The sequence below is a fragment of the Moorena sp. SIOASIH genome (genome assembly GCF_010671925.1).
In the GTDB taxonomy this organism is placed as follows: domain Bacteria; phylum Cyanobacteriota; class Cyanobacteriia; order Cyanobacteriales; family Coleofasciculaceae; genus Moorena.
In genome coordinates, this window is the sequence record NZ_JAAHIH010000003.1 from 1,087,636 (window position 1) to 1,111,153 (window position 23,518).

General features: G+C 40.6%; 18 protein-coding genes and 2 pseudogenes. 14 read left to right on the forward strand and 6 right to left on the reverse strand.

The features are described from left to right. Positions 1–353: 353 nt before the first annotated feature. From F6J90_RS19975 to F6J90_RS20010, 8 genes and pseudogenes are all read left to right on the forward strand, one after another. Positions 354–1,598 (forward strand): FAD-dependent hydroxylase, encoded by a 1,245-nt coding sequence (locus tag F6J90_RS19975; protein ID WP_293097200.1) that lies wholly within the window; start codon positions 354–356, stop codon positions 1,596–1,598. Between the two features lie 664 nt (positions 1,599–2,262). Beyond that, positions 2,263–3,888 (forward strand): DEAD/DEAH box helicase, encoded by a 1,626-nt coding sequence (locus F6J90_RS19980; protein WP_293097203.1) that lies wholly within the window; start codon positions 2,263–2,265, stop codon positions 3,886–3,888. Between the two features lie 137 nt (positions 3,889–4,025). Next, positions 4,026–5,249, forward strand: a pseudogene (locus F6J90_RS19985) (ISL3 family transposase). A gap of 698 nt (positions 5,250–5,947) precedes the next feature. After that, entirely contained in the window at positions 5,948–7,807 is a 1,860-nt protein-coding gene (gene ltrA / locus F6J90_RS19990) for a group II intron reverse transcriptase/maturase (RefSeq protein ID WP_293097206.1), read from the forward strand. Between the two features lie 58 nt (positions 7,808–7,865). Next, on the forward strand, positions 7,866–8,672 hold the full coding sequence (locus tag F6J90_RS19995; RefSeq protein ID WP_293097208.1) for a helicase-related protein: 807 nt from the start codon (positions 7,866–7,868) through the stop codon (positions 8,670–8,672). A 54-nt stretch (positions 8,673–8,726) separates the two neighbouring features. Then, complete coding sequence (locus F6J90_RS20000) at positions 8,727–9,575, forward strand: hypothetical protein (RefSeq protein ID WP_293097210.1); 849 nt, start codon at positions 8,727–8,729, stop codon at positions 9,573–9,575. 21 nt (positions 9,576–9,596) lie between these two features. Continuing rightward, positions 9,597–10,082 (forward strand): hypothetical protein, encoded by a 486-nt coding sequence (locus tag F6J90_RS20005; RefSeq protein ID WP_293097213.1) that lies wholly within the window; start codon positions 9,597–9,599, stop codon positions 10,080–10,082. Positions 10,083–10,130: 48 nt separating this feature from the next. After that, positions 10,131–10,484 carry a hypothetical protein gene (locus F6J90_RS20010; protein WP_293097216.1) on the forward strand — a complete coding sequence of 118 codons (354 nt, stop codon included), beginning with the start codon at positions 10,131–10,133 and terminating at the stop codon, positions 10,482–10,484. 80 nt (positions 10,485–10,564) lie between these two features. On the opposite strand, the pseudogene F6J90_RS20015 reads toward F6J90_RS20010, so the two are convergent. Continuing rightward, positions 10,565–10,651, reverse strand: a pseudogene (locus tag F6J90_RS20015) (IS1 family transposase); the annotation flags it as partial. Here F6J90_RS20015 and F6J90_RS20020 point away from each other — a divergent pair. Next, positions 10,642–10,863, forward strand: a complete 222-nt coding sequence (locus F6J90_RS20020) for a hypothetical protein (RefSeq protein WP_293097219.1) — start codon at positions 10,642–10,644, stop codon at positions 10,861–10,863. The pseudogene F6J90_RS20015 and the gene F6J90_RS20020 overlap by 10 nt on opposite strands. A gap of 133 nt (positions 10,864–10,996) precedes the next feature. Here the strand turns inward: F6J90_RS20020 and F6J90_RS20030 are convergent, their stop codons facing one another. Then, positions 10,997–11,620, reverse strand: coding sequence for a hypothetical protein (locus tag F6J90_RS20030; protein ID WP_293097222.1), 624 nt, complete (start codon positions 11,618–11,620; stop codon positions 10,997–10,999). Between the two features lie 419 nt (positions 11,621–12,039). Between F6J90_RS20030 and F6J90_RS20035 the strand changes: the two genes are divergently transcribed. Further along, entirely contained in the window at positions 12,040–13,518 is a 1,479-nt protein-coding gene (locus tag F6J90_RS20035; RefSeq protein WP_293097225.1) for a leucyl aminopeptidase, read from the forward strand. A 1,624-nt stretch (positions 13,519–15,142) separates the two neighbouring features. Here F6J90_RS20035 and F6J90_RS20040 read toward each other — a convergent pair. The 3 genes from F6J90_RS20040 to F6J90_RS20050 form a co-directional block, all read right to left on the reverse strand. Beyond that, the gene (locus F6J90_RS20040; protein ID WP_293097228.1) at positions 15,143–15,484 is read right to left on the reverse strand and encodes a transcriptional regulator; all 342 of its coding nucleotides are present in this window, start codon (positions 15,482–15,484) and stop codon (positions 15,143–15,145) included. 43 nt (positions 15,485–15,527) lie between these two features. After that, positions 15,528–15,863 (reverse strand): type II toxin-antitoxin system HigB family toxin, encoded by a 336-nt coding sequence (locus F6J90_RS20045; protein WP_293097231.1) that lies wholly within the window; start codon positions 15,861–15,863, stop codon positions 15,528–15,530. Positions 15,864–16,194: 331 nt separating this feature from the next. Then, positions 16,195–16,410, reverse strand: a complete 216-nt coding sequence (locus tag F6J90_RS20050; protein ID WP_293097234.1) for a hypothetical protein — start codon at positions 16,408–16,410, stop codon at positions 16,195–16,197. A gap of 83 nt (positions 16,411–16,493) precedes the next feature. On the opposite strand from F6J90_RS20050, the gene F6J90_RS20055 reads away from it, so the two are divergent. Then, positions 16,494–18,218: an ABC transporter ATP-binding protein gene (locus F6J90_RS20055; protein WP_293097236.1), complete on the forward strand. Its 1,725-nt coding sequence runs from the start codon at positions 16,494–16,496 to the stop codon at positions 18,216–18,218. Between the two features lies 1 nt (position 18,219). Here F6J90_RS20055 and F6J90_RS20060 read toward each other — a convergent pair whose 3' ends face one another. Then, complete coding sequence (locus tag F6J90_RS20060) at positions 18,220–18,357, reverse strand: hypothetical protein (RefSeq protein ID WP_293097238.1); 138 nt, start codon at positions 18,355–18,357, stop codon at positions 18,220–18,222. 263 nt (positions 18,358–18,620) lie between these two features. On the opposite strand from F6J90_RS20060, the gene F6J90_RS20065 reads away from it, so the two are divergent. The 3 genes from F6J90_RS20065 (at position 18,621) to F6J90_RS20075 (ending at position 23,429) form a co-directional block, all read left to right on the forward strand. Then, on the forward strand, positions 18,621–19,331 hold the full coding sequence (locus F6J90_RS20065; protein WP_293097242.1) for an ABC transporter ATP-binding protein: 711 nt from the start codon (positions 18,621–18,623) through the stop codon (positions 19,329–19,331). 346 nt (positions 19,332–19,677) lie between these two features. Continuing rightward, positions 19,678–20,892: a transposase gene (locus F6J90_RS20070; RefSeq protein WP_293097245.1), complete on the forward strand. Its 1,215-nt coding sequence runs from the start codon at positions 19,678–19,680 to the stop codon at positions 20,890–20,892. Positions 20,893–21,062: 170 nt separating this feature from the next. Beyond that, entirely contained in the window at positions 21,063–23,429 is a 2,367-nt protein-coding gene (locus tag F6J90_RS20075; RefSeq protein WP_293097248.1) for an ABC transporter permease, read from the forward strand. The last annotated feature ends 89 nt before the right edge of the window (positions 23,430–23,518 follow it).

Here is a 23,518-nt window from a genome sequence, read left to right on the forward strand (position 1 = left end):
GGTTGATCTAAAAGCGTCACAATGAAAAAAAGTATATATTCCTATTTACCAAAAATTTTGGGTTGAAAGCCCCGTCCTTTTAGGACGGATTAAGCTATAATTGATAGTAGCGGTAAAGCGCACACAGAAAAAGCGTAGTAGGTCTAGCGGACGGCTTCTGATCCGGAACCCTGGTAGCAAAAATCCTAAATCTTGTACAAAAGTGGAAGCTGTAATAAGAATAAGAGATTTAAAAATATCTCTTCAAACACCGCCGGGCAGACGGTGTAAGCTTTCTGAGGGCAAGTTCGTTGGAATCCCTGTGAAGAAAGAATCCTCGTCCTTATAGGACGGGGAGTGTCAATACTATAGTTATGGCGCTGGAACTGGTGATTAAAACTACCTCAGCAAGCAATCAAAGTTTTGATTACGACCTAGCCATTGTGGGTGGTGGCATTACTGGTTCTACCCTGGCCTGTGCGTTGAAACATTCTGGGTTGAGCGTATTACTCATAGAAGCTAAACCGAAGTCAGTGGCAGCTGCCAGGGTACAAGCCTATGCTTTGTCTATCCTCTCAGGGCGTATTTTCGCAGGTATTGGGGTTTGGGATAAAATCCTGCCGCAGATTAGCACATTTCGGCAGATCAGGCTTTCCGATGCTAACCATTCCGGTGTCGTGCATTTTTCCCCTTCAGATTTAGGTACCAACGCCCTAGGGTATGTGGGAGAACACCGTCCGGTGCTAACGTCGTTGCAAGAATTTTTGACAGATTGCCCCAACGTTGACTGGCTGTGTCCAGCAGAAGTAGTAGATGTAGACTATCAGGAGTCTGGGGTCGAGATTACTGTCAAGGAGGGTGATACTAAGCATCGAATTAGGACAAGGCTAGTGGTGGCGGCGGATGGAGCGCGATCGCAAATTCGGACTAGGGCTAGGATTACGACTCGTGGCTGGAAATACTGGCAATCTTGCGTCACTGCCCGGATTAAAACCGAAAAGCCCCATAATAATACGGCTTTTGAACGCTTCTGGCCTAGTGGTCCGATGGGGGTGCTGCCCTTGTCAGAGAATCGCTGCCAGGTGGTGTGGACAGCACCCCATGCTGAAGCCAAAGCTTTACAAGAACTAGACGAAGATCAGTTTCTCGCTAAGCTGGAATACTACACTGGTGGTCTGTTGGGTCGCTTGGAGTTGGAATGCGATCGCTATTTGTTTCCAGTGCAATTGATGCAGAGCGATCGCTATATTCAGTCACGATTAGCACTGATTGGTGATGCTGCCCATTGTTGCCATCCTGTCGGTGGTCAAGGACTAAACCTCGGCATTCGCGATGCTGCTGCCCTTGCCCAAGTCTTGACTGAAGCACACCAAGCAGGGGAAGATATTGGAGCTATAGCGGTCCTTAAGCGCTATGAAAACTGGCGCAAGCAAGAGAATCTGGTCATCTTAGGGTTTACCGATACCCTGGATCGGATCTTTTCCAACAACTGGTTACCAATAGTCGGGATACGCCGTCTCGGGTTATGGATGCTGCGCCGGATTCGTCCAGTGAAGATTTATGCCTTACAGTTGATGACTGGTTTGAGGGGAAATATTCCTCAAGTTGCTCAACAATAGAGCATCAGCTAAGTGATTAACCTGAGTTTGGGTTAAGCAGATTGAGCTCAAAGCCAGTCTAGATGCAGGTTCGGTGTTTTAGGTTGATGATAATAAGCAATTAATTTACATAGAACATTAACGCATAAATTAACACAAATAGGATGTCTTTAATGGTCAATTTGGGAACTAGTCTTGAATTGGTCATTAAGGCTATTCCGTACCTGTTCTGTTAAATTTCTTCATAGGATGTCCAAAACTATTGCTAGGCAATAATTTTAGACATTCTTTTCAGTTAGTTGACGATGTTGAGGTATAAAATCCAGGTATAGCTATCTTTGGAGTCGTTTTAACTAACCGTTTGGCATAGTAAATCTGGAAAATCCACCATATTTCAGATGTATTATGCTACACTTATAGCTAAAAACTTTGATGCAACTCAAGTTGCTCTCACTCCAGGGGAAAACCAAGAACAGAAAAAATATGGCAAGGCAGATTTATGGGTATGATTTCGCCCCCCTAGCCCCCCAAGTTTGGGGGGAACAAAACTCTCAAAGTTGGGGGATATAGGGTGCTTTCCCAAAACAACACGATCTAAATTCATACTTCAATTCAGCAAGGCCAAAAATCTTATTTTTGTATAAAATAAAAATGTCCATTGAGTACTAAGGAGGGTGTGTTATCTTTGAGCGAACTATTCTTGTGGCAACTTGCTTACCATCTTTCCGGTTCTACGCTGTTGGGTATAACAGAGCAAGAGCCTTTAGGTTCTCTACCCATTCCAATACGAACTGCTACTCTTAAAACAGTTAAGAAATTTAAGCCGGATGCCATTGACTTGAGATTAAATCAAAAATCTCCTCTTGATTTCGCAGAAGGCGAATATGAGTTGGTAGAAAATTGTGATTATAAAAGCTCTTTACAGTTTGAAACTATAGAAAAACAAGACAATAATTCGACTGATAGATTACTAAGACTTTTGCAGAAGCTTCCAGAGCGTTACCCTAGCTATCAACAAGTAGCTCTCGAATTATTAAGACAAGCAGTAGATAACGGTAAGTCACATCTTGCAGTAGCTGATTTCCAGCCTAGTGTTGCAACCCTGGCTTTAGCTTTTTTAGATACAGTAGCCCTAGTAGAGCGAGTTGCACTGTTGTATGGACTACCTGTCATCCTACCAAAGGTAGAAATTTATCTAGTAGGCTCAATTGATGAATTTGGGGTGACGCAGCTACTGCATCAGTATCGAGGTGTTGATTTAACTGAAACAACTAATCGCATCGATTCTTCCCAAACATCTGTAGCATTAGTAACCACACAAGAGTTACCAAAAGATGTTGATTTTGTATCTGCGACTGAGTCTTTAAATCGTTATCCACCTGAGAATAGCCACAGCTTTAATGATTTAGAAAAAATCGCTGCTAGGTTTGTAGCTAAGGTTGGAGATGTTTCACCTTTGCCAGCACATCCAGTGTCTTTTGAAAGACCAACCCTAGACTATTTTGCTCGTCGCTATTTCCTTATAGCAGAACTCAAACCTGAGCAAGTACAACTTATACAAAAGGCTTTAGGTAATGAGTCAATATTGGGACTTTTACCAACAGGTTTTGGTAAATCCTTGATATTTCAACTCTATGCTTTATTAATTCCTCGTACAACTTTAGTAATTAGTCCTCTAAATGCATTAATCCGCGACCAAGTCCATAATTTAAATCGCATTGGATTAAAGTGTGTAGAATCTATTACTTACAGTGATTCAGCTAAAAAAAAGCAAGATAAATTAGAAAATCTTCACTCTGGTCTCTACCGATTACTATATATATCACCTGAGCGTTTACAAATATCGGAGTTTTACAATGATTTAAAAGCGAAAATACAGGAATCTCCAGTTAGTGCTTTAGTGATTGACGAAGCCCACTGTGTTTCTGAATGGGGACACGATTTTAGACCTGCTTATCTACAAATCGAACGTTTGCAGCAAACTTTGGAAGATGCTTGTGGACGAAAAATACCAATTATTGCTCTGACCGCAACCGCTTCTGAGCCAGTTCGTAAAGATATTATGCGCGTCTTGAGGCTATCTCAGGATAGCATAGAGCAACTGGCTAGTAGCGATCGCCCCAACTTCAGTCTTTCGGTACACCCCGTAAGCAAACCTCAGCAGAAGCCAGATGTACTGGCTGATTTGCTAAAAGAAGTTGTTCCTCAAATACTTAGTATTCCTTTTGAAGAATTGATTTTGAAAGGAGATAAACCTGTTCATGCTGGAGTTATCTTTAGTGGCTCTCCTAGAGTAGTTATGATTATTTAATAATAAAAAAAAGCAAATAAATCAATTCATTTGGCAATTTAATTTACTTAGACTCTTTACTAGCTATTGACTAAATACGATATTTTATGATATAAATAATTCTGTTGGTCGAGCCGAAAAAAATAGTTTTTAATAAAATGCCATCTAACTCCCTGCTCTATTTCATAACTAAACTCATTAAATTTGAAGGTTTTAAAGCAACTAATTATCACTTTATTACTGAAAATGAATTACTGATTGAATTAGAAAATAAATCCAAAATTGTCCCTTGCCCTCATTGTGACAAAATTACGGATAAAGTCCATCAACATCATCGATATAGAGTCAGAGATATTCCGGTGAGTACTTTTGATGTGTTTCTCCTTGTTAATCGTCGTCAATTTAGATGTAAAAACTGTCACAAAGTTTTTTCAGAAGAATTAAGTTTTGTCAAGAAAAGAAGAACATATACAAAAAGATTAGCAGAAAAAGTAGCGAGAGAAGTATTGGAAACAGATGTGGTGAATACCGGAAAAAGAAATCGAATGACTCCAGCAGAAATAGAAACAATACTCAAAGAATTAGAAGAAGATTTATTGAAAGAAAAACCTAGGAACTTAACCAAGTTAGGAATTGATGAGATAACTCATTTAAAAGGCGGGAAAAATTATGCAGCTGTCTTGGTAGATTTAGATAAGAGAAAACCCATAGCATTATTAGAGAAAAGAAATAAAGAAGTTATAGCAGAGTACTTACGGGGGTTGGGTTCAGGGATTTTAAGCCAAATACAAGAAGTAAGCATAGACTTATGGAAACCTTATAAAAGTGTGGTAGAAGAATTAATACCAAATGCACAAGTTGTAGCGGATAGGTTTCATGTAATGAAACAAATAAATGACGAATTAGATGAAAGAAGAAAAAATGAAAAAAGACAGGCAGATCAGTTAAAAAATAAAAAATAAAGAGAACGAAAACAGGAAGCACTTAAAAATAGCAAATATCCGTTACTAAAGAAAAAAGAAAAGCTCACTGAAACCGAAAAAGAGAAATTGAAGGAATTGGAAAAGCTGGCTCCTGAATTAATGGCGATGTATCAAGAAAAAGAAAACCTGAGGGATATATTTGAAAGTCAAATAACGGGAGATGAAGCCTTTTGGAAAATGGCGGAATGGACGAAATCATCTTATAAGTATTTTCCCAAAAGTTGTCAAACCATAAAAAGATGGATCGATGAGATCGTCGCGTATTTTGACAACAGAACAACTCAAGGAGCCGTAGAAGGAATTAATCAAAAAATTAAGTTAATTAAAAGGAGAAGTTATGGCTTAAATAACTTTAAAAACTTTAGAATAAGGGTTCTTTTAACTTGGTATTTTTGCTAGTAATTTATCATAGTTAGTCTAGGAGAGCCTCTTTAGTATTTATGCCAATCCTCATGGAAAGTCCAATATTCACGAGGGAGTGCATTACATTAAAAACGAGCTTACAGTGCGACGTGAAAGCGTCAAAATGAACCGAAACCTGAAATGGTTTTCTGGGGAGTGCATCCCCCAGCCTGCCGAGATGAGGGGGGAAGAGTAATCGGAACCTGAATGCAGATTCTCGATAAAATCCTGAAAAGGAATGGTGGTATAAAGTGTAGTCACAACATTTGAACTGCTCGCAGGGAGACTGACAATGGTTAACGAAAGTGAACGTTTGCCGCCTCGTTACGTTTGAATGGTGTAAGTGACTGAAACACCGTAGTCAAAATGACATCGAATCCGTTATTAAGAAGTTTAGTCGTGTGTCTACTAAACTTGATGCAACGAAGGATTCCGGGGTATGGAACGAACCTTTTGACAGTCGCAAAAACTTCATTTTGATGAACACGGAAAACCCTGATAAATCAACTGCCTATGGCAAGGTGGATTGTAAATGAAACTGAGAGTTGACAGGGAACAGGAGACTGGAAGAAGCGAATGGTATCAAGACGAAAGTCAACGGGAAAATCCAAAGGATATAACCGGATACATAGATTCAATGAATCATACCGAGAGGTAGCTGACGTCCAGTTGGTCTAATCAGAATATTCAACACCTTGAAAAAGAATATTACGGAGATGAGAAGTGGAACCGGTAACGGTACTGAAATCGAAGACTGGCAAGAGATTAATTGGAAAATTGTCAACCGCCAGGTATTCAAAATTCAAAAGAGAATATTCAAGGCCACCCAACTTACACAATCTAATGGCAGCTGGAAAAAAGTAGTAAACCTGATGAAGTTGTTAATAAACAGCAAATCAGCACTACTACTGGCAATACAAAGGGTAACACAGATTAATAAAGGCAAGGGAACTGCGGGAGTAGACGGAATAACCGCTCTAACTCATGAACAGAGAACCAACCTAATTAAAAAGTGGAACTGGAGTAAAGTAAATCCAACCAAGGGAGTATACATACCGAAACGGAACGGTAAGAAAAGACCTCTGGGAATACCCACCATAAACGACCGAATTGGTCAAGCCATCCTAAAAATGGCATATGAACCGGTATTTGAAGTGTATTTTGAACCAGGAAGTTACGGATTCCGACCCGGAAGGAGTTGTCACGATGCCATCCAAGATGTCTTCTCAACCTTGAAGAAAGGGAGTTCTCACAGATGGGTGCTAGATGCAGATATCAAAGCTGCATTTGACAATATCTCTCATGAATTCATAATCGAGAAGATAAAAGGATTTCCAAAAAGGAACGTCGTACTGAAATGGTTAAAGGCTGGATACATGGAAGAAACCAAATTCTATGAAACCAAAACAGGGACACCTCAAGGCGGAATAATAAGTCCACTAATAGCAAATGTTGCACTGGATGGTATACAGGAATGGATTTCCAAACCTATGGAAACCATTACATATAAAACCAGAAACAGGGGCAAGAACATCAAAAATAAAAAGGAGGTAAACAAATATAAATTTGCTAGATATGCGGACGATTTTGTTATAACCAGTCAAACCAGGGAAAATCTTGAAGAGATAATCCCTCAGTTAGAATCATGGTTAGCCCAAAGAGGATTGAAACTGAATAAAGCTAAGACTCAAATCAGAGATATCAGAAAAGAGGGATTCTCATTCCTCGGATTTGATATACGGCAATTCAAAGGCAAGACACTCAGGTATGGAAGCAACAGGTATAAACGTTTTGCTCACAAAATGAGAATTAACGCCAAACCTAATGCAAAACGGATACCTTCCCCTAATGCCAAATTAAAAGAAGAAGAGTGTTACTCATGCTTCATAATACCTGCTAAGAAGGAAACCAAAGAATTCCTAACCAATATACGGGAATATCTCAAGAATGAAGGAAGAGTGTTGAGCTTCGATACGGTGTTAAATAGACTCAACTCTAAAATCATAGGATGGCTAAATTACTACCGTTTTGTATGCTCCAAAAAGACATTTCGGAAAATCAGGAAAGAGGTATTAGATGCCATATACAGGTACCTAAAAAGGAAACATCCTAAGAAGTCCTGGAAATGGATTAAACGGAAGTACTACACAAAAATTGACCAAGACCCTCACAATCCATATGCCGACATCAAAGGTAAAAGGAAGAACAGAGAAGTCTTAGTCAACGCTGCCAAGGATGTACCTATAATCAGATTTGAGAAGGTAAAAGGGAAAAATTCACCATTTGACCCCACACTAATCGAATACTGGAAAAAGCGCCAAACGAAATGGGGTAAAACCAAATTCGCTAAAGGCAGCAAATATGAACAAATCTACACCAGACAAAAAGGCATATGCCCTATATGCGGAAAGCCAATTTGTTTGGACGAAGCGTTCGAGGTACATCATATAGTGCCAATCAGGGATGGAGGCAACAACAGCAAGGCGAATCTAATGATTCTACACCAACACTGTCATAAAGCCAAAAATAAACATCTACACAAAAGGGTGGACTGAATAGGCTTGAGCCGGATGAGTGTGAAAGTCTCAAGTCCGGTTCTTAGGGGAGGAGGAGATGGTAACATCTCCTGCCTTACCCGCCAAGCAGCTAATTCCTAACACTACAATAGTCAAAGTTCACGCAAGTACTCGACCAGAGTATTGCCCACAATGTAATTCACCGTTTTTTATCAAATCTAATAAAGATGCTAATTGTAACAAGTGTAATAAATCTTTTATAGCCAGTAAAAGTAAGAAGCATTCAAATTGGAATAGGCAACTTCAACAAACTCAGGAAGCTTTCCAAAACAATCAATTTCCTTTGTTAATAGCTACCAAAGGATATGGTATGGGTATTGATAAGCGCAATATTCGCTTTATTATTCACCATGCTCTTGCTAGTAGTTTAGAAGCATATTACCAAGAAGCAGGACGTGCTGGTCGTGACAGTAAGCACTCCCATGTAGCTTTGATGTATTTACCACCACATCAAGAGTGCAAAGAAAAACATATTTATGCTGGTGAACTTGAGCCACCCTGCGTTTCTAACGGTCAGCATTATATCCGTCATTACTGCAAGTATTACAAAAATCATTTGTGTGATTACGGCCTCCAAGCCCACTTTATTAAAGATGATTATCGAGGCATAGAAAAGGACACTAATCGGGTTATCAAAATTTATCGGCATCTTGAATCGAAAGAAACAATTACATTTAAAAATGATCAAGCTGATAACAAACAGCAAATTTCCCTTTATCGATTGCAGCAACTAGGAGTTGTCAAAGAATATTCTAAGCATTACTCTAAAGGTTTTAGCGGTTGGTATGAAGTAGACTATAACGCTGATTGGTCTATAAAAGAAATAGCTAATAAACTCAAATAATTTTTATTTCAGACAGGGACTAGCGAAAATTATGCTGAAGGCAAAGTCAGGCAGATGGACAGGATCATATCTGCTGACAATAGTAGAGATTTTCAAGAAACAATATTAACTAATGCTTTGCATATTTTATTGGAGCCTATTTACGAAACTGTACCTCGAATGCGTTACCAAATGCTTCTGAATGAATTAGATTACGCAAGTAGCGATCAGGATAACACTTGCCGTCGTGTTGTCATTAGAGGTCTTTTTGATTCCATTGACCATTTGACTACTGAAAACTATCGATGTGGTTTTTGTGATGTTTGTGTTCCAGACTTAAAGTTTAAGCTAGAGAAAGCTGCTATACCTTTACAAGATGCTCAAGTTGATGAAATTGCCGAACAACTTCCTGATTTCTTATCAGAATTTGATAAGAAACCTTTACAGGAACTGTTAGACCGTACTATAGAAAATGCCGCAGTACCAGGACTTCTAGCTCGTGTTAGTAACCGTCTAGAAGGTGATTCCACTAACTTAGCTGCACTATACTTAGCTGGGGCACTTTCTCGTAAACGCCCAGGTCGTGAAATACTAGCATTTGAGTATTTAAAATCTGCTTTCAATGAGGGTATCAAACAGGGTTTATCCCCTGATAATCTTCTATTATTTTATGAAGAAGCAGTTCAAGTAAATGCTGAAAAAGCATTTACTTGGCTAACTGAAGTTGGTGGATATTGGGATAATCAAGAGGGATTACAATTCCTAATTCAGGAAGCGGCCCAAAGATTTGGAATCGATTCGAAACAACACCGTATCCTACTTTTAGTTTCGCAAGTTAGAAATTTTAATGACGTCGGCGATGATTTCATCAAGTTAAAGCCAAAAATTGAAACTTTAAAGCAAGGGTTTGAACGATTGAGTTAATTTTTTATGGAGACAAAGATTATGGCAGATAATTTAAATAGCTTAGAGCACCTTGAGAGAGAAATAGCTAATTATCACAGTAAGTTCCACCAATCTTCTGAGGTTCTTGATGATTTAGCACAAGTCCAAGTTAACTTTCGGGATCTTGTCCAAAAGTACCAAGCTTTAAAAAGCGAACACCAAGAATTTACAGAATATATCAATGAAGCACAAACTGAATTCGCTGCTTTACAAGCAGAATCAAAAAGTACTATCGACCAAGTTGTTCAGACACAGGACAATTTTGACAAAAGTTTTGCGGAACTTGAAACTACAACCTGTAAAAATATAAAGCAAGCGCTAGAAACATTAAATCAGCGCTTTCTAAATCTAGAAAGTACTACTGAACAGCGGTTATCACAATGCCAAGATGAGGCGCAACAAGCTTTAACTTCACTACAAACTCAATCAAAATATGCTGTCAATAAAATAGACCAAGCACAAAAAAAATTCAACCAGCGCTTTTAAGACCTCGAAGAGACTAACTTAGAACAGATAGAACAAACTCAAGAAAGTTTGAATCAGCGTTTTACAACTCTTGAAATTGACTCTGAGAATAAATGGCAAAAGTTTCAGCAGCAAATTGATTATGAGATAAGGAAATTATATAGTCAACACAAACAAATACAATTAACCCTGAAAGATGTGCAATCTGAAATACAATTACTCAAAGATGCTCAGGAAAATTTGGTAAAAAATACGAAATATACCCTCACCATAGTATATATGTCTACTGGAATAAGTATTGCTACTGCACTAAGTATAATTATTGCTGTAATAATTACAGTATTACCGTCTTTACTTCAAGCAAGCAACGAAGTGAAATATCCTACAGTTGAACTGCCACAAATATCTAAACCAACTAAGTAGTAGATAGCAATTTACGAATATCACTAAAATCATCATCGTTTAGGTAATTAGGTAGTGATCAACATGTAGTGATGGCATAATCAACCCGACAAACATTTATTATAGTGATGAACAAAATTCCAAATAGCTCCTAAGTAATTTTCTAATTTTTTTGAAAATGACAACGTTAGAAGTCCTTAAGCGCTATGAAAACTGGCGCAAGCAAGAGAATCTGGTCATCTTAGGGTTTACTGATATAGCACTACGCATTAAGGTTAGGACATTGATACAAGCAGCAAAAGCTGTTTTAGTAAACTGTTGCCTTTTGCCTTTTGCCTCTTGCCTTGCGCGTAGCGCTATACCCTCGATCGGATGTTTTCCAACAACTGGTTACCAATAGTGGGGATAGGCCGTCTAGGGTTATGGATGCTGCGCCGGATTCGTCCAGTCAAAATTTATGCTTTACAGTTGATGACTGGTTTAAGGGGAAACATTCCTCAAGTGGCTCAACAATAGAGCAATGGCTCTCTTACTCAAGTACTGCTAGAGAGCGCTGCGATCAGAATTCTGGTTAAGGGTTCTAAATCGGTTGGTACGCGGTAGAGAGTCAATTGTTGGGTGATTAATTTGTCTTGACGGTGCAGAATACCAAACTGCCAGATTGTTCCAGTTGAAACCGCTCCAAATAGCTGTGGCTGTTGCTCAACCGATGCGCATTTCTCCCACTGATCGAGGGCGATCAGTTCGACTGCCATCTGAGTGAAACCATTGGTAAGATCCTCTTGCTTTGCCTCAACCACTAACAGATTAGTCGTTGTCCTGAGCAAATAGTCCAACGCCCCTTGAAGCTGATTGCTTACCTTGATTGAATACTCAATTCGCAACTGCGCCCTTGTGTAGTGAATCAAATCTGCCATCACAGGTGCAATTAACATCTCCCGCCGGGATTGTTCGTTGGTGAGATCGAGGTAAGGTAAGATTTCTTCGAGGCGTGATTGGCGCTCCTGCAATCGATCTAACTCACCCTGATATTGCCGCAAATTTAATAAGCTACGTTCTAGTGAATAGCCATATTCTGCCAAGATTTCATCCGTGGGAGTTTTGAGTTTGGCTATTTCACTGAAGCTATAAGAACGGTTGGGGTCGAGCAGAGACATAGGATGGAAACCAGAAATCAGCGATTAAGGGAAAATATTCCTCAAGTGGCTCTACAATCAAGCATCGCTTAAGTCAATAGAACACTACTTTCTAGTTTGGCTTACCTCGTCAAGCCAGTAAGACCTCGACAAAAATGTTTAGTTTCGTATAGCGTTGTCGAGGATTTACTTTTTGTGTGTTAAGTGACTCGATATTTTGAGCCATAAACGTCTTGATCCGGAACAAGTTTATTGATAGTTTATGATTAAAATATATAATTATAACACAGATAGAATGTTTTTTTTCGTTAATCGTCCGATAAAATTTCAACAATCTTGACACTAACTACCCGCCACACCCCTCACCCCATTACCAGTCGATATCTGTTATGGTATTGGTCTCAAAACTATTCATTTTAACTACCTAGACAGAGAAAAATATGGAAATTCGAGGGATCGATACACCACGGTTAGACTGGACTGGCGATGCCCTAGCCATTGGGTTATTTGAGGATGCTGTAGACCTGACTGGTGATTTAGCCGAGTTGGATCAGAAACTGGCTGGTACGATCACAGAATTGATCGAGGAAACAGAATTTAAGGGTAGCGCTAATAGTTCTGCTGTCACCCGTGTGGGATCCGGTAGCCCAATCCGTAAAATTATCCTGGTAGGATTGGGTAAACCTGATGACCTGAGCTTAGATACACTGCGCCGTGGGAGTGCCACAATTGCCCGGACTGCGAAACAGCAAAAGATTACAACTCTTGGAATTAGCCTACCTGTGGTTAATGATGACCCCACAGCAACAGCACAAGTGATCACTGAGGGGATAATCCTGGCACTACACCAAGATGATCGCTTTAAATCGGAATCCGAGGATAAGGGTGCAAAGCTCGAACAGATTGATTTACTGGGATTGGCTGGGCAAGAAGCAGGGATTGATAAGGCTCATAAAATCTGTGAAGGTGTAATTTTGGCACGAGAGTTGGTAGCAGCACCAGCTAATCAGGTGACACCGATTAGTTTGGCTCAGACAGCAGAGGAACTGGCATCAGAGTATGGTTTTTCCCTGGAAATCTTGGACAGGGAAGCCTGTGAAGAATTGGGAATGGGTGCTTTCCTAGGGGTTGCCAAAGCCTCAGATCTGCCCCCCAAGTTTATTCATATGACCTATAAACCTGATGGTACTCCAAAACGCAAATTAGCGATTGTGGGTAAGGGGTTAACCTTTGACTCTGGTGGCTTGAATATTAAAGGTTCTGGTAGTGGCATCGAGACTATGAAAATCGATATGGGGGGTGCGGCTGCTACTTTGGGGACTGCTAAGGTAATTGGTCAGTTAAAGCCAGATGTCGAAGTTCACTTTATCAGTGCGGCCACGGAGAATATGATTAGTGGTCATGCCATGCACCCAGGGGATATTCTTACTGCTTCTAATGGTAAGACGATTGAGGTCAATAATACCGATGCAGAAGGAAGACTGACCCTAGCAGATGCTTTAGTGTTTGCCGAAAAATTAGAGGTGGATGCGATCGCAGATTTAGCTACCTTGACTGGTGCCTGTGTTGTAGCATTGGGCAATGATATTGCTGGTTTATGGACAACTGATGAAACAATAGCGCAACAGTTTAAAGATGCAGCAGAAGCGGCTGGTGAAAAATTATGGCAGATGCCCATGGAAGAAAAGTACTTTGAGGGATTAAAATCTCAAATTGCTGATTTCAAAAATACTGGGCCCCGTGCAGGTGGTTCGATTACGGCAGCCTTGTTCTTGAAGGAATTTGTTAAGGAAACTCCTTGGGTACATATCGATATTGCTGGAACAGTTTGGAGTGAAAAAGAAAATGGTTGTAATAATTCTGGTGCCACTGGATTTCCAGTTCGTACTTTGGTGAATTGGGTATTGAGTGAGACTTAGGGTAATCGGTAGAATGCAGAATGTAGAATGCAGAATGCAGAATGTAGAATGTAGAATTGCTATCCTAGGGTGGCTATGATAAATTAGTATAAAATAATAAATAGCCATAGCCCTTACTAATTAAGGTTTTGAGTAACTTAAAAATGCAATTTTAATAAAAGCGATGCAGAGGTGCGACCCGTGGCGAATTTAATTACGGGTCAAGGGCACCATTACGGTCTTGGGGAGGCAGTGCGGTCAAAGACGAAACCTTAGAGAGGGTCGCCTTATTTCATATAACTTAAAAGTATGACCCATAACCTGTCCCTATAAAGGCGACCCTCTCTTACGGTAACTTCAAAGGGGGTCTCCCCCATGACCAACTGCCGTGGTTTCCACGGGGCTTTCAAGGTGCGGACGCAGGTGACCCACGCAGCCCCTCCCCATGAGGGACTGCATCAATACAATGTATTTTGAGTTGATTGAATCCCTTGCTATTTAAGAGGTAATCGCTGATTTAAACTACTCATTTACTATAATTAGTCTAAGAGAGCCTGTATAATTCTCAATTCTCAATTCTCAATTCTCAATTCTCAATTCTCAATTCTCAATTCTCAATTCTCAATTCTCAATTCTCAATTCTCAATTCTCAATTCTCAATTCTCAATTCTCAATTCTCAATTCTCAATTCTCAATTCTCAATTCTCAATTCTCAATTCTCAATTCTCAATTCTCAATTCTCAATTCTCAATTCTCAATTCTCAATTCTCAATTCTCAATTCTCAATTCTCAATTCTCAATTCTCAATTCTCAATTCTCAATTCTCAATTCTCAATTCTCAATTCTCAATTCTCAATTCTCAATTCTCAATTCTCAATTCTCAATTCTCAATTCTCAATTCTCAATTCTCAATTCTCAATTCTCAATTCTCAATTCTCAATTCTCAATTCTCAATTCTCAATTCTCAATTCTCAATTCTCAATTCTCAATTCTCAATTCTCAATTCTCAATTCTCAATTCTCAATTCTCAATTCTCAATTCTCAATTCTCAATTCTCAATTCTCAATTCTCAATTCTCAATTCTCAATTCTCAATTCTCAATTCTCAATTCTAAATTCTCAATTCTCAATTCTCAATTCTCAATTCTCAATTCTCAATTCTCAATTCTAAATTCTAAATTCTCAATTCTCAATTCTCAATTCTCAATTCTCAATTCTCAATTCTAAATTCTAAATTCTCAATTCTAAATTCTAAATTCTCAATTCTAAATTCTAAATTCTAAATTCTAAATTCTAAATTCTAAATTCTAAATTCTAAATTCTAAATTCTAAAATTAGGTAATCGGTAAATAACCCAACTATACTTAAGATCATTAAGATCATTCCTTAGTTCAGCAACCCACTAGTAAGGCATGGCGGAAATAAAGATACCTTTCAAAAACAGCGAAAAACTTATTTAATAAGTATGCAATAATTTTGAATTTTAAATTCCGCCCAGCATTACTAGCTATGGGTTTTCAAGGAAAGCAATTGGGTAAGGTACATAATTTAGGAATTTTACGGCACAGGGAATAACTCCTGTGTACCTCATAAGTATGGAAAACGCTAGACATCGAACTGAAGTGTTAGAAGTTTATCAGCACTTTTTACATAAACAAACTTGGATCAACTTGAAAAAAAATTCCCAACGTTTTGGCTTGATATTTGCTAATTTCTCGTTTTCCATTAACGATGTCATCAACGGTTTTTTGAGAGCCAATAATTCCCACTAAATCCGCTGGTTTTATGTCTTTTTGATCCATTAAAAAAAGTAACATAGACTGAGGCTCAGATCTAATCCCTGGTGAGTAATAGTCTTGTTCAAATTTTTCAATTAATGTAATCAGCAATTCATAAATTTCATCTTCTTCTGGTGTTCGTTTAGGTCGGTGCATTAACTCTTCTACAAAAGCTAAAGCTTTTTCATTATCTTCTTCTGTTTTAATCATTTTAGGTTGATATTTAATTAACAGTTTTTTGTATTGCTTTGTATTAAAAGTAAGGGTCATTCTTCCAGTTATTATAGTCGTATTCTGCGTGATTCAGAATATACTTGATATAAATTAAATGCTTTTCATAATCTATACTTACGATTAAGCGGTACTTATTCCCCTTAATATTAAAAACTGTAAAATTTCCTACTGCTTCAGCTTTCCTAAAAACCGATTGTACCTCAACTAAGTTAGACCAAGTGGCCTGATTGGCAATCTTATACCAGTTATCGAGAGCATCATGGCAATCAGCGTGTTTTTCACTAAATTCCCGCAAACGTCGATAGCTGATCACATGCATTTGATATCCTCTTTGGTCCCCTGCATCTATACACAACTCTCACTCCCTTTATTTTGAAACCAAAGAGAATAGAGCTATGCCAAGTTATGTTAACTAGCCCAATCAACTGTTGCTGAATCGGATTGCCTTGAATGGGACTGGTCTTGAACTGGAGGGACAAAAATGATTGATAACGCCCAAATTTATTCAACCTGGGAAATCCATATTCTCTGGTTTTAAATGCTTCTATGGTGTTGTCCAGTCGTTTAATCACGTCCTGAGTTAGCTGAGAGTGAAAGGCTTTTTGGGGCTTGAAGCTCGAAGACAGATAAAATTATTATTCTTAAGGCCACAGTAAGTAGTTATGACTTTGAATACCAACCAATGATCAGCATATCACAATAATGGTCATGGTCACAGAGGACGCAGTGCGAACGCGCCCCGCGTGACCGTTTGCGTAGCGTGGCCTTTTGGCCAAGGTCAATCGCATTTTGGGAAGTCTGTAGGGTGGGCATTGCCTGGGAAAATCCCAAACCACTTCCAACGAAGTTTGGTCACCAATGCCCACCAACCAAGCTTGTTGATTCCCAACTGTTTGAGCCATCTCAGGCCAATGGGGTGCTTGTCACCATCAGCTAGCGCTAAGTGATAGGTTAAAACAGAAGCCATCATTATCCCGATTGACACTTGAAACCCCACTCTAGTTACTGGCAACTGCGACCTTACCTTCGTTCCCAACGCTTAACTCTGGCTCAGACATTGGTTTGTACATTAGTATTCACCGTCTGCTGGCCCCTACTCCTTTGGCTATCTGAGCCCTTTTTTGCTGTCGTCGGACAGGGAAAACTGGTCAGGAGTCTTCAGCTAGCTGGGTTAGCTGCTGTTGTGTTTCTGACCCAGAAAATAGCGCAGTACTGTTTATATACCCTATCAGCAAAAGCTTCACTACAGATTGCCCTTCATTTACGCCAAAACGTTTTTAACCATTTGCAGCGCCTCAGTATTGGTTACTTTGAAGCTGCTAGAACTGGTGACCTTACCTACCGACTCACGGAAGATCTCGATCGGATTGGGGAGGTGATTTACAAAATTGTTCGTGATTTTATTCCTTGTGTCTTGCAACTCATTGTAGTACTAACTGCTGTCATCTATATTAATCCAGAACTAACCCTAGCCATAGTAATTATTGCACCATTGATGGGCTTGTTGATTGGTTGGTTTGGGGAGCAGATCCGGAAATTCTCCCATCGCAGCCAAAATCGGGTATCGGATTTGTCCGCAATGCTGACGGAAGTGTTTAGCGGGATTCGGTTAATCCAAGCTTTTGCCGCAGAAGACTATACCCTGGAAAAATTTAGTCAAGAAGCGGAAAACAACCGCAAAGCCAAGTATGCTGCTGAACGCCTCAGAGCAATTCAGTTTCCAATAGTTGGTTTTCTCGAAGCGTTGTGCTTTTTGTTACTATTATTGTTGGGAGCATGGCAGATTGCTGAGGGTAACCTCACCGCTTCCAAGTTTGTCAGTTACGGTATCGGTGTTGCCATGTTGATTGATCCGATCAACATCTTAACCCAAAACTATAATGAGTTCAAACAGGGAGAAGCATCGATAGACCGAATCTTTGAACTATTTGCCCTTGAGCCAACGGTAATCGAAAAGCCAAGCGCTACAGTTTTACCCCCAGCGACGGGTAGGGTGGAATACTGTAATGTCAGCTTTGCTTATCAACCTGGTGAGCCTGTACTGAGAAATTTGAATTTAGAAATTGCTCCGGGAGAGGCGATCGCATTAGTAGGCGCTTCGGGTGCTGGTAAAACTACTTTGGTTAATCTCCTGCCCCGCTTCTATGATCCGCAAGCTGGGGAAATCCTGATTGATGGGATCAATATCCAAGATATTACCCTCAATAGTCTAAGGCGTCAGATTGGGATTGTTCCCCAGGATACCACTCTCTTTTCAGGTACTATTGCTCAGAATATTGCCTTTGGTCAGTTAAAACCTGACTTTAAAGCTGTTCAGGAAGCGGCTAAGATTGCCAATGCTCACCAGTTCATTATTAAACTATCCCAAGGATATCACACTTGGGTAGGGGAGAGGGGAATTAATTTATCGGGAGGGCAACGACAACGGATTGCGATCGCACGAGCGGTACTGCTCGATCCTAGAATCTTGATTCTCGATGAAGCCACCTCCGCTTTAGACTCAGAATCAGAAGCCTTAGTACAAGAAGCCTTAGAACGGATTATGAAAGATCGCACTGTTTTTATTATTGCTCACCGATTGGCAACCGTGCGCCGTGCTGATCGGATTTTGGTAGTAGAACAAGGACGAATTGTTGAATCGGGAAACCATGAGGAACTGTTAGATAAAGGTGGTCGTTATGCTCGGTTTTATGCTCAGCAATTTAATTGATCTAGTCAAGGGAATCGGGAACAGGGAATCGGGAATCGGGAATCGGGAACAGGGAATCGGGAATCGGGAATCGGGAACAGGGAATCGGGAATCGGGAATCGGGAATCGGGAATCGGGAATAGTAGACAATAATTATCACAATTTATTGATAATTTATATCTAGTCATTACTCTTGAAATAATTAATCATGACTTAGAGCAATTTGTAGATATTTTAATTATAAAAATGAATGGAAGAAAAAAGATTGATTAAATTTTGAAATTGGCAATAATAAATAACTTAGGTTGAATGCTAAATACTCTATTCCCTGTTCCCTGTTCCCTGTTCCCTGTTCCCTGTTCCCAGATTCGCTGTTCCCTAAAAACTTAGAAATACGTACTTAATAAAGTCGCCAACCGCTATATGAACAATGAACCTATTTTCCAAGTGCGTGACGTGACTAAAACCTATCAGATGGGGGAGGTGAATGTTCAGGCACTAAAATCCGTTACTATTGACCTCTATGCAGGAGAATTTGTAGTATTGCTTGGTCCGTCTGGAAGTGGCAAGTCCACTCTGCTGAATATTCTCGGAGGACTTGATGTTCCCTCCTTCGGACAAGTTAAATTCTATAATCGTGATCTATCAACTGCTGATGATCGTGCTCTTACCCGCTTTCGTAGGGAGTGCGTCGGTTTTGTGTTCCAATTCTATAATTTGATTCCCAGCTTGACGGCTCAGGAAAATGTTGCTCTGGTGACCGAAATTGCTCCTCGTCCGATGCGTCCTCGGGAAGCTTTGGGACTAGTGGGACTGGAGCATCGCCTTAACCATTTTCCAGCTCAATTATCTGGGGGTGAACAACAACGGGTTGCGATCGCTCGTGCTATTGCCAAACGTCCTCAAGTGCTCCTATGTGATGAACCAACCGGAGCGTTAGACTTTCAGACCGGTAAGCTAGTATTGAATGTATTAGAGCGAGTGAATCAAGAATTGGGAACAACTACTGCTGTAATTACTCACAATGCTGGAATTGCGGCTATGGCAGATCGGGTGATTACCATGCGTAGTGGTGAGATTATTAGTGTACATGGTAATCAGACTAAGATTGCTCCTGAGGATTTAGACTGGTAAGTTAACGATTGAGTATGTTAAGAATTAAATCAAATTACTTCCCTCAGTATAAAACGTGAGGTATAAGAGAGCTAGAGGGAGTCACAAAGTAAGAGACTGCCCAAGGAGGTGTCAGCTATGATGGCAATATTATTAACAACTTTGTTCGTTTGCTGTCTGTTCGCCTTGACCTTAGTGTGCTCTTCTTTGTTTTACTACAAAACTAAACACTGAAAGCTCCGCCACAAAGCGAGCGGGGATGAAAGTGAATAGCGAGTTTAGTCGCCATGAAAGAAATTTCCAAGAGATTCCGGAATTTTACTCTAGGCGTTCTAGAATAAGGTAGAAGCAGTTAAGGTCGAAACTGATGATTATCTTAGAATTCAAGGCAAAAGGTAAAAAACATCAATACTCTGCGATCAATGAAGCTATTCGGACAGTTCAATTTATCCGTAATAGCTGCCTCAGGTATTGGATGGACAATAAAGGAGTAAATAAATTTGACCTTAGCAAGTACAGTGCAGTTCTTGCCAAAAACTTCCCTTTTGCCAATGAATTGAACTCTACTGCTCGGCAATCTAGTGCCGAGAGGGCATGGTCATCAATTGTTCGATTCTTTGACAACTGCAAAAAGAAAGTACCTGGAAAGAAAGGTTTCCCTAAGTTCCAGAAAAACTGCCGCTCAGTGGAGTATAAGCAGTCTGGCTGGAAGTTGTCTCCTGACAAGAAGTCAATCACGTTTAGTGACAAAAAGGGGATTGGAAAACTCAAACTTAAGGGTACGTGGGACTTATGGCGTTTCGATAAAAAACAGATTAAGCGGGTTCGGATAGTCCGTCGGGCTGATGGTTACTATGTCCAGTTCTGTGTTTCAGTTGACATTAAAGAAGAACTAGAACCAACTGGTGTAGCCATTGGCTTAGACGTTGGACTAAAAGACTTCTATACTGATTCCGCTGGAAAAACTGAACCAAATCCCCGCTTTTACAGGACGGGAGAGAAGCGTCTTAAGTTCTATCAGCGCAGAGTTTCTAGAAAAAAGAAAGGCTCATCCAATCGTAGAAAAGCAGTCAATAGACTAGGCAGACATCACCTTAAAATAAGTAGGCAACGTGAAGAGCACGCTAAGAGACTGGCGCGCTGCGTAATCCGGTCTAACGATCTGGTCGCCTATGAAGATTTAAGGGTTAAAAACTTAACGAAAAATCACTGTATTGCCAAGTCTATTAATGATGCAGGTTGGTATCAATTTAGAAAATGGATGGAACACTTTGGCACCAAGTTTGGAAAGGTAACAGTTGCAGTAAATCCTGCATATACCAGCCAAAACTGTTCTGACTGTGGCGAAGAAGTTAAAAAGTCCCTATCAACTAGAACTCACACTTGTAAATGTGGCTGCCAGTTAGATAGAGACCATAATGCCGCTATAAACATCCTTAAACGAGCTTTGAGTACCGTGGGGCACACGGGAACTTGGATCATTGATCCGAACGCTTCAGGAGATCTGACCTCTACTGTTCTTGGCTCCGGCCAGGTTCAGCAAGTCGGGTCGTTGAGTGAAGAATCCCCGTCTCGCGATTAGGGGGGAGTGTCAAAAAGAAGAGCAGCAGTTATAAAAAATCGAGCGTTGTTTAATAATGGAATGATTTGAAGAGTAGGTGCGACCCAAGGGGGAGTAAATCGCCCTTGGGTCGCACCTGTGGAATGAGCATCTTGCCTGTTCCTGATATTTTCGGTTGGTCTTAAACTTCCATGAATTCCCTAGACCGTAAACTCTTACGTGACCTATGGCAATTGCGAGGTCAGGTAATAGCGATCACATTAGTAGTAGCCTGTGGCATTGCTAGCTTTGTCCTAGCCAGGAGTGCCTATAGCTCTTTGGGACTAACCCAAGACACATATTACAACCGCTACCATTTTGCCCAAGTTTTCGCTTCCCTCAAACGCGCCCCAGAAAGCCTCAAATCCCAAATTGGTGCTATTCCCGGTATTGCCCAAACCCAAACTCGGATTGTGGTTGATGTCACCCTTGATGTGCCTGGTTTAACAGAACCAGCTACAGGAAGACTGATCTCAATTCCTGAGCGTCGTATTTCCATACTCAATGACTTATTTATTCGTCAGGGTCGCTATATTGAACCAGGACGAGGAGATGAAGTACTCGTCAGTGAAGCTTTCGCCCAAGCCAATCAACTCAACTTGGGTGATACCATGGGTGCCATCATTAATGGACGTTGGGAAAAATTGCGAATAGTAGGAATTGCCCTATCACCAGAATACGTTTATGAAGTGCGAGGTGCTGGAGAAATCTTCCCAGATAATCGGCGATTTGGAGTGGTTTGGATAGGTCGAGAAGCCTTGGGTAAAGCCTTCGACCTTGATGGTGCCTTTAACGATGTCAGCCTTTCCTTAATTCCAGGGGCTCAAGAAAGGGAAATTATTAGCCGTTTGGATCGATTACTGGAACGCTACGGTGGTAATGGTGCTTATGGAAGGGAAGATCAGTTATCCCATCAAATTCTAGCAGATGAACTCAGCAGTTTGGAAGTCTCTGCTACCTTTATGCCTTCGATTTTTTTAGCGATCGCATCTTTCCTGTTGCATGTTGTCCTCTCTCGCCTAATCGGAACCCAACGGGAGCAAATTGCTGTGCTCAAAGCCTTTGGTTACAGTAACCTAACCATCGGTATCCATTATCTTAAATTTGTCCTTGCCATTGTCAGTGTAGGAGGTATCCTTGGCACCATGGTTGGTCTTGGGCTTGGCAATGGACTAACCCAAGCTTATGCTGAATTTTTTCGCTTTCCCCTACTACGCTATGACGTCAGCTCAGACTTAGTCGCCACCGCCATCTTAGTCAGCTTTACCGCAGCAGCAATTGGTGGACTAATGGCGGTACGTCGGGCAATTTCCCTTCCTCCAGCCCAAGCCATGCGTCCCGAACCCCCAGCTGAATTCAAACCTACCATTATTGAACGACTAGGTCTACAGCAGTTTTTCTCCCCTGCCGGTCGTATTATCCTCCGTAATTTGGAACGCAAGCCCATCCAAGCCTTCCTATCCATTATGGGAATAGCTGTTGCTGTAGCAATTCTCCTGACTGGGTTGTACATCTCAGATGCACTGACATACCTGATGGATTTTCAATTCCGCCAAGTACAACGGGAAGATCTCACCATTATCTTTAATCAACCCCGTCCCGCACGTACCCGTTACGAAATTACTCACTTACCAGGAGTGATTCGTTCCGAACCATTCCGCATCGTACCAGTACGTTTACGCTTTGACCATCATACCTATCGCAGTGCTTTAACTGGAATTGACCCAGCCGGAGAATTCCGCCGTCTGCTAGACAAGAATTCGTACACCGTGCATCTACAGCCAGACGGAGTTGTCATGACTACCAAACTAGCCGAAATCCTAGGTGTTACTCCTGGAAATACCCTAACCGTGGAAGTCCTGGAAGGAAGCCGTCCCGTGCGTCAAATTCCTGTAGTCGGCTTGGTAGATGAACTCCTCGGTGTCTCAGTATATATGGATATCGATGCCCTCAACCGACTGATGCGAGAAGGACAAACTATTTCTGGTGCTTACCTTTCTGTTGATCCTCACCTTGCTAGTCAGCTTTACTATCGCCTCAAACGTCTACCCGCTATTACCGGTATTACCACCCGTGAAGCTAGCCTGGAAAGCTTTGAGGAAATTAGTGCTAAACCTCTGCAAGTCTTTACAGCAGTACTAGTAATTTTTGCCTGCATTATTACCTTTAGCGTAGTCTACAACTCAGCACGGATTGCCCTATCAGAAAGAAGACGAGAATTAGCCAGTCTCAGGATTATGGGATTCACTCATGCTGAAATTGCCTTTATTCTCCTAGGTGAACAAGTTATTCTTACCCTACTTGCCCTTCCTATTGGTTTTGGACTCGGATACGGTTTAGCTGCTTTAATGTCTCTTGCCTATAATTCTGAACTTTACCGTTTTCCCTTAATTATTACTAAAGATACCTATGCTTTTACATTTGTTATCGTAATAGTAGCAGCATTATGTTCTGGGTTAATTATCCGTAGACAGCTGAATCGTCTGGACTTAATCGCTGTTTTGAAAACCAGGGAATAAGCATCAACATGGTGATAGTTAGTAAGCTATCAGTTATCAGCTATCAGCTAATGCTTACAGTAGTAATTAAATAGTAGTAATTAAATAGT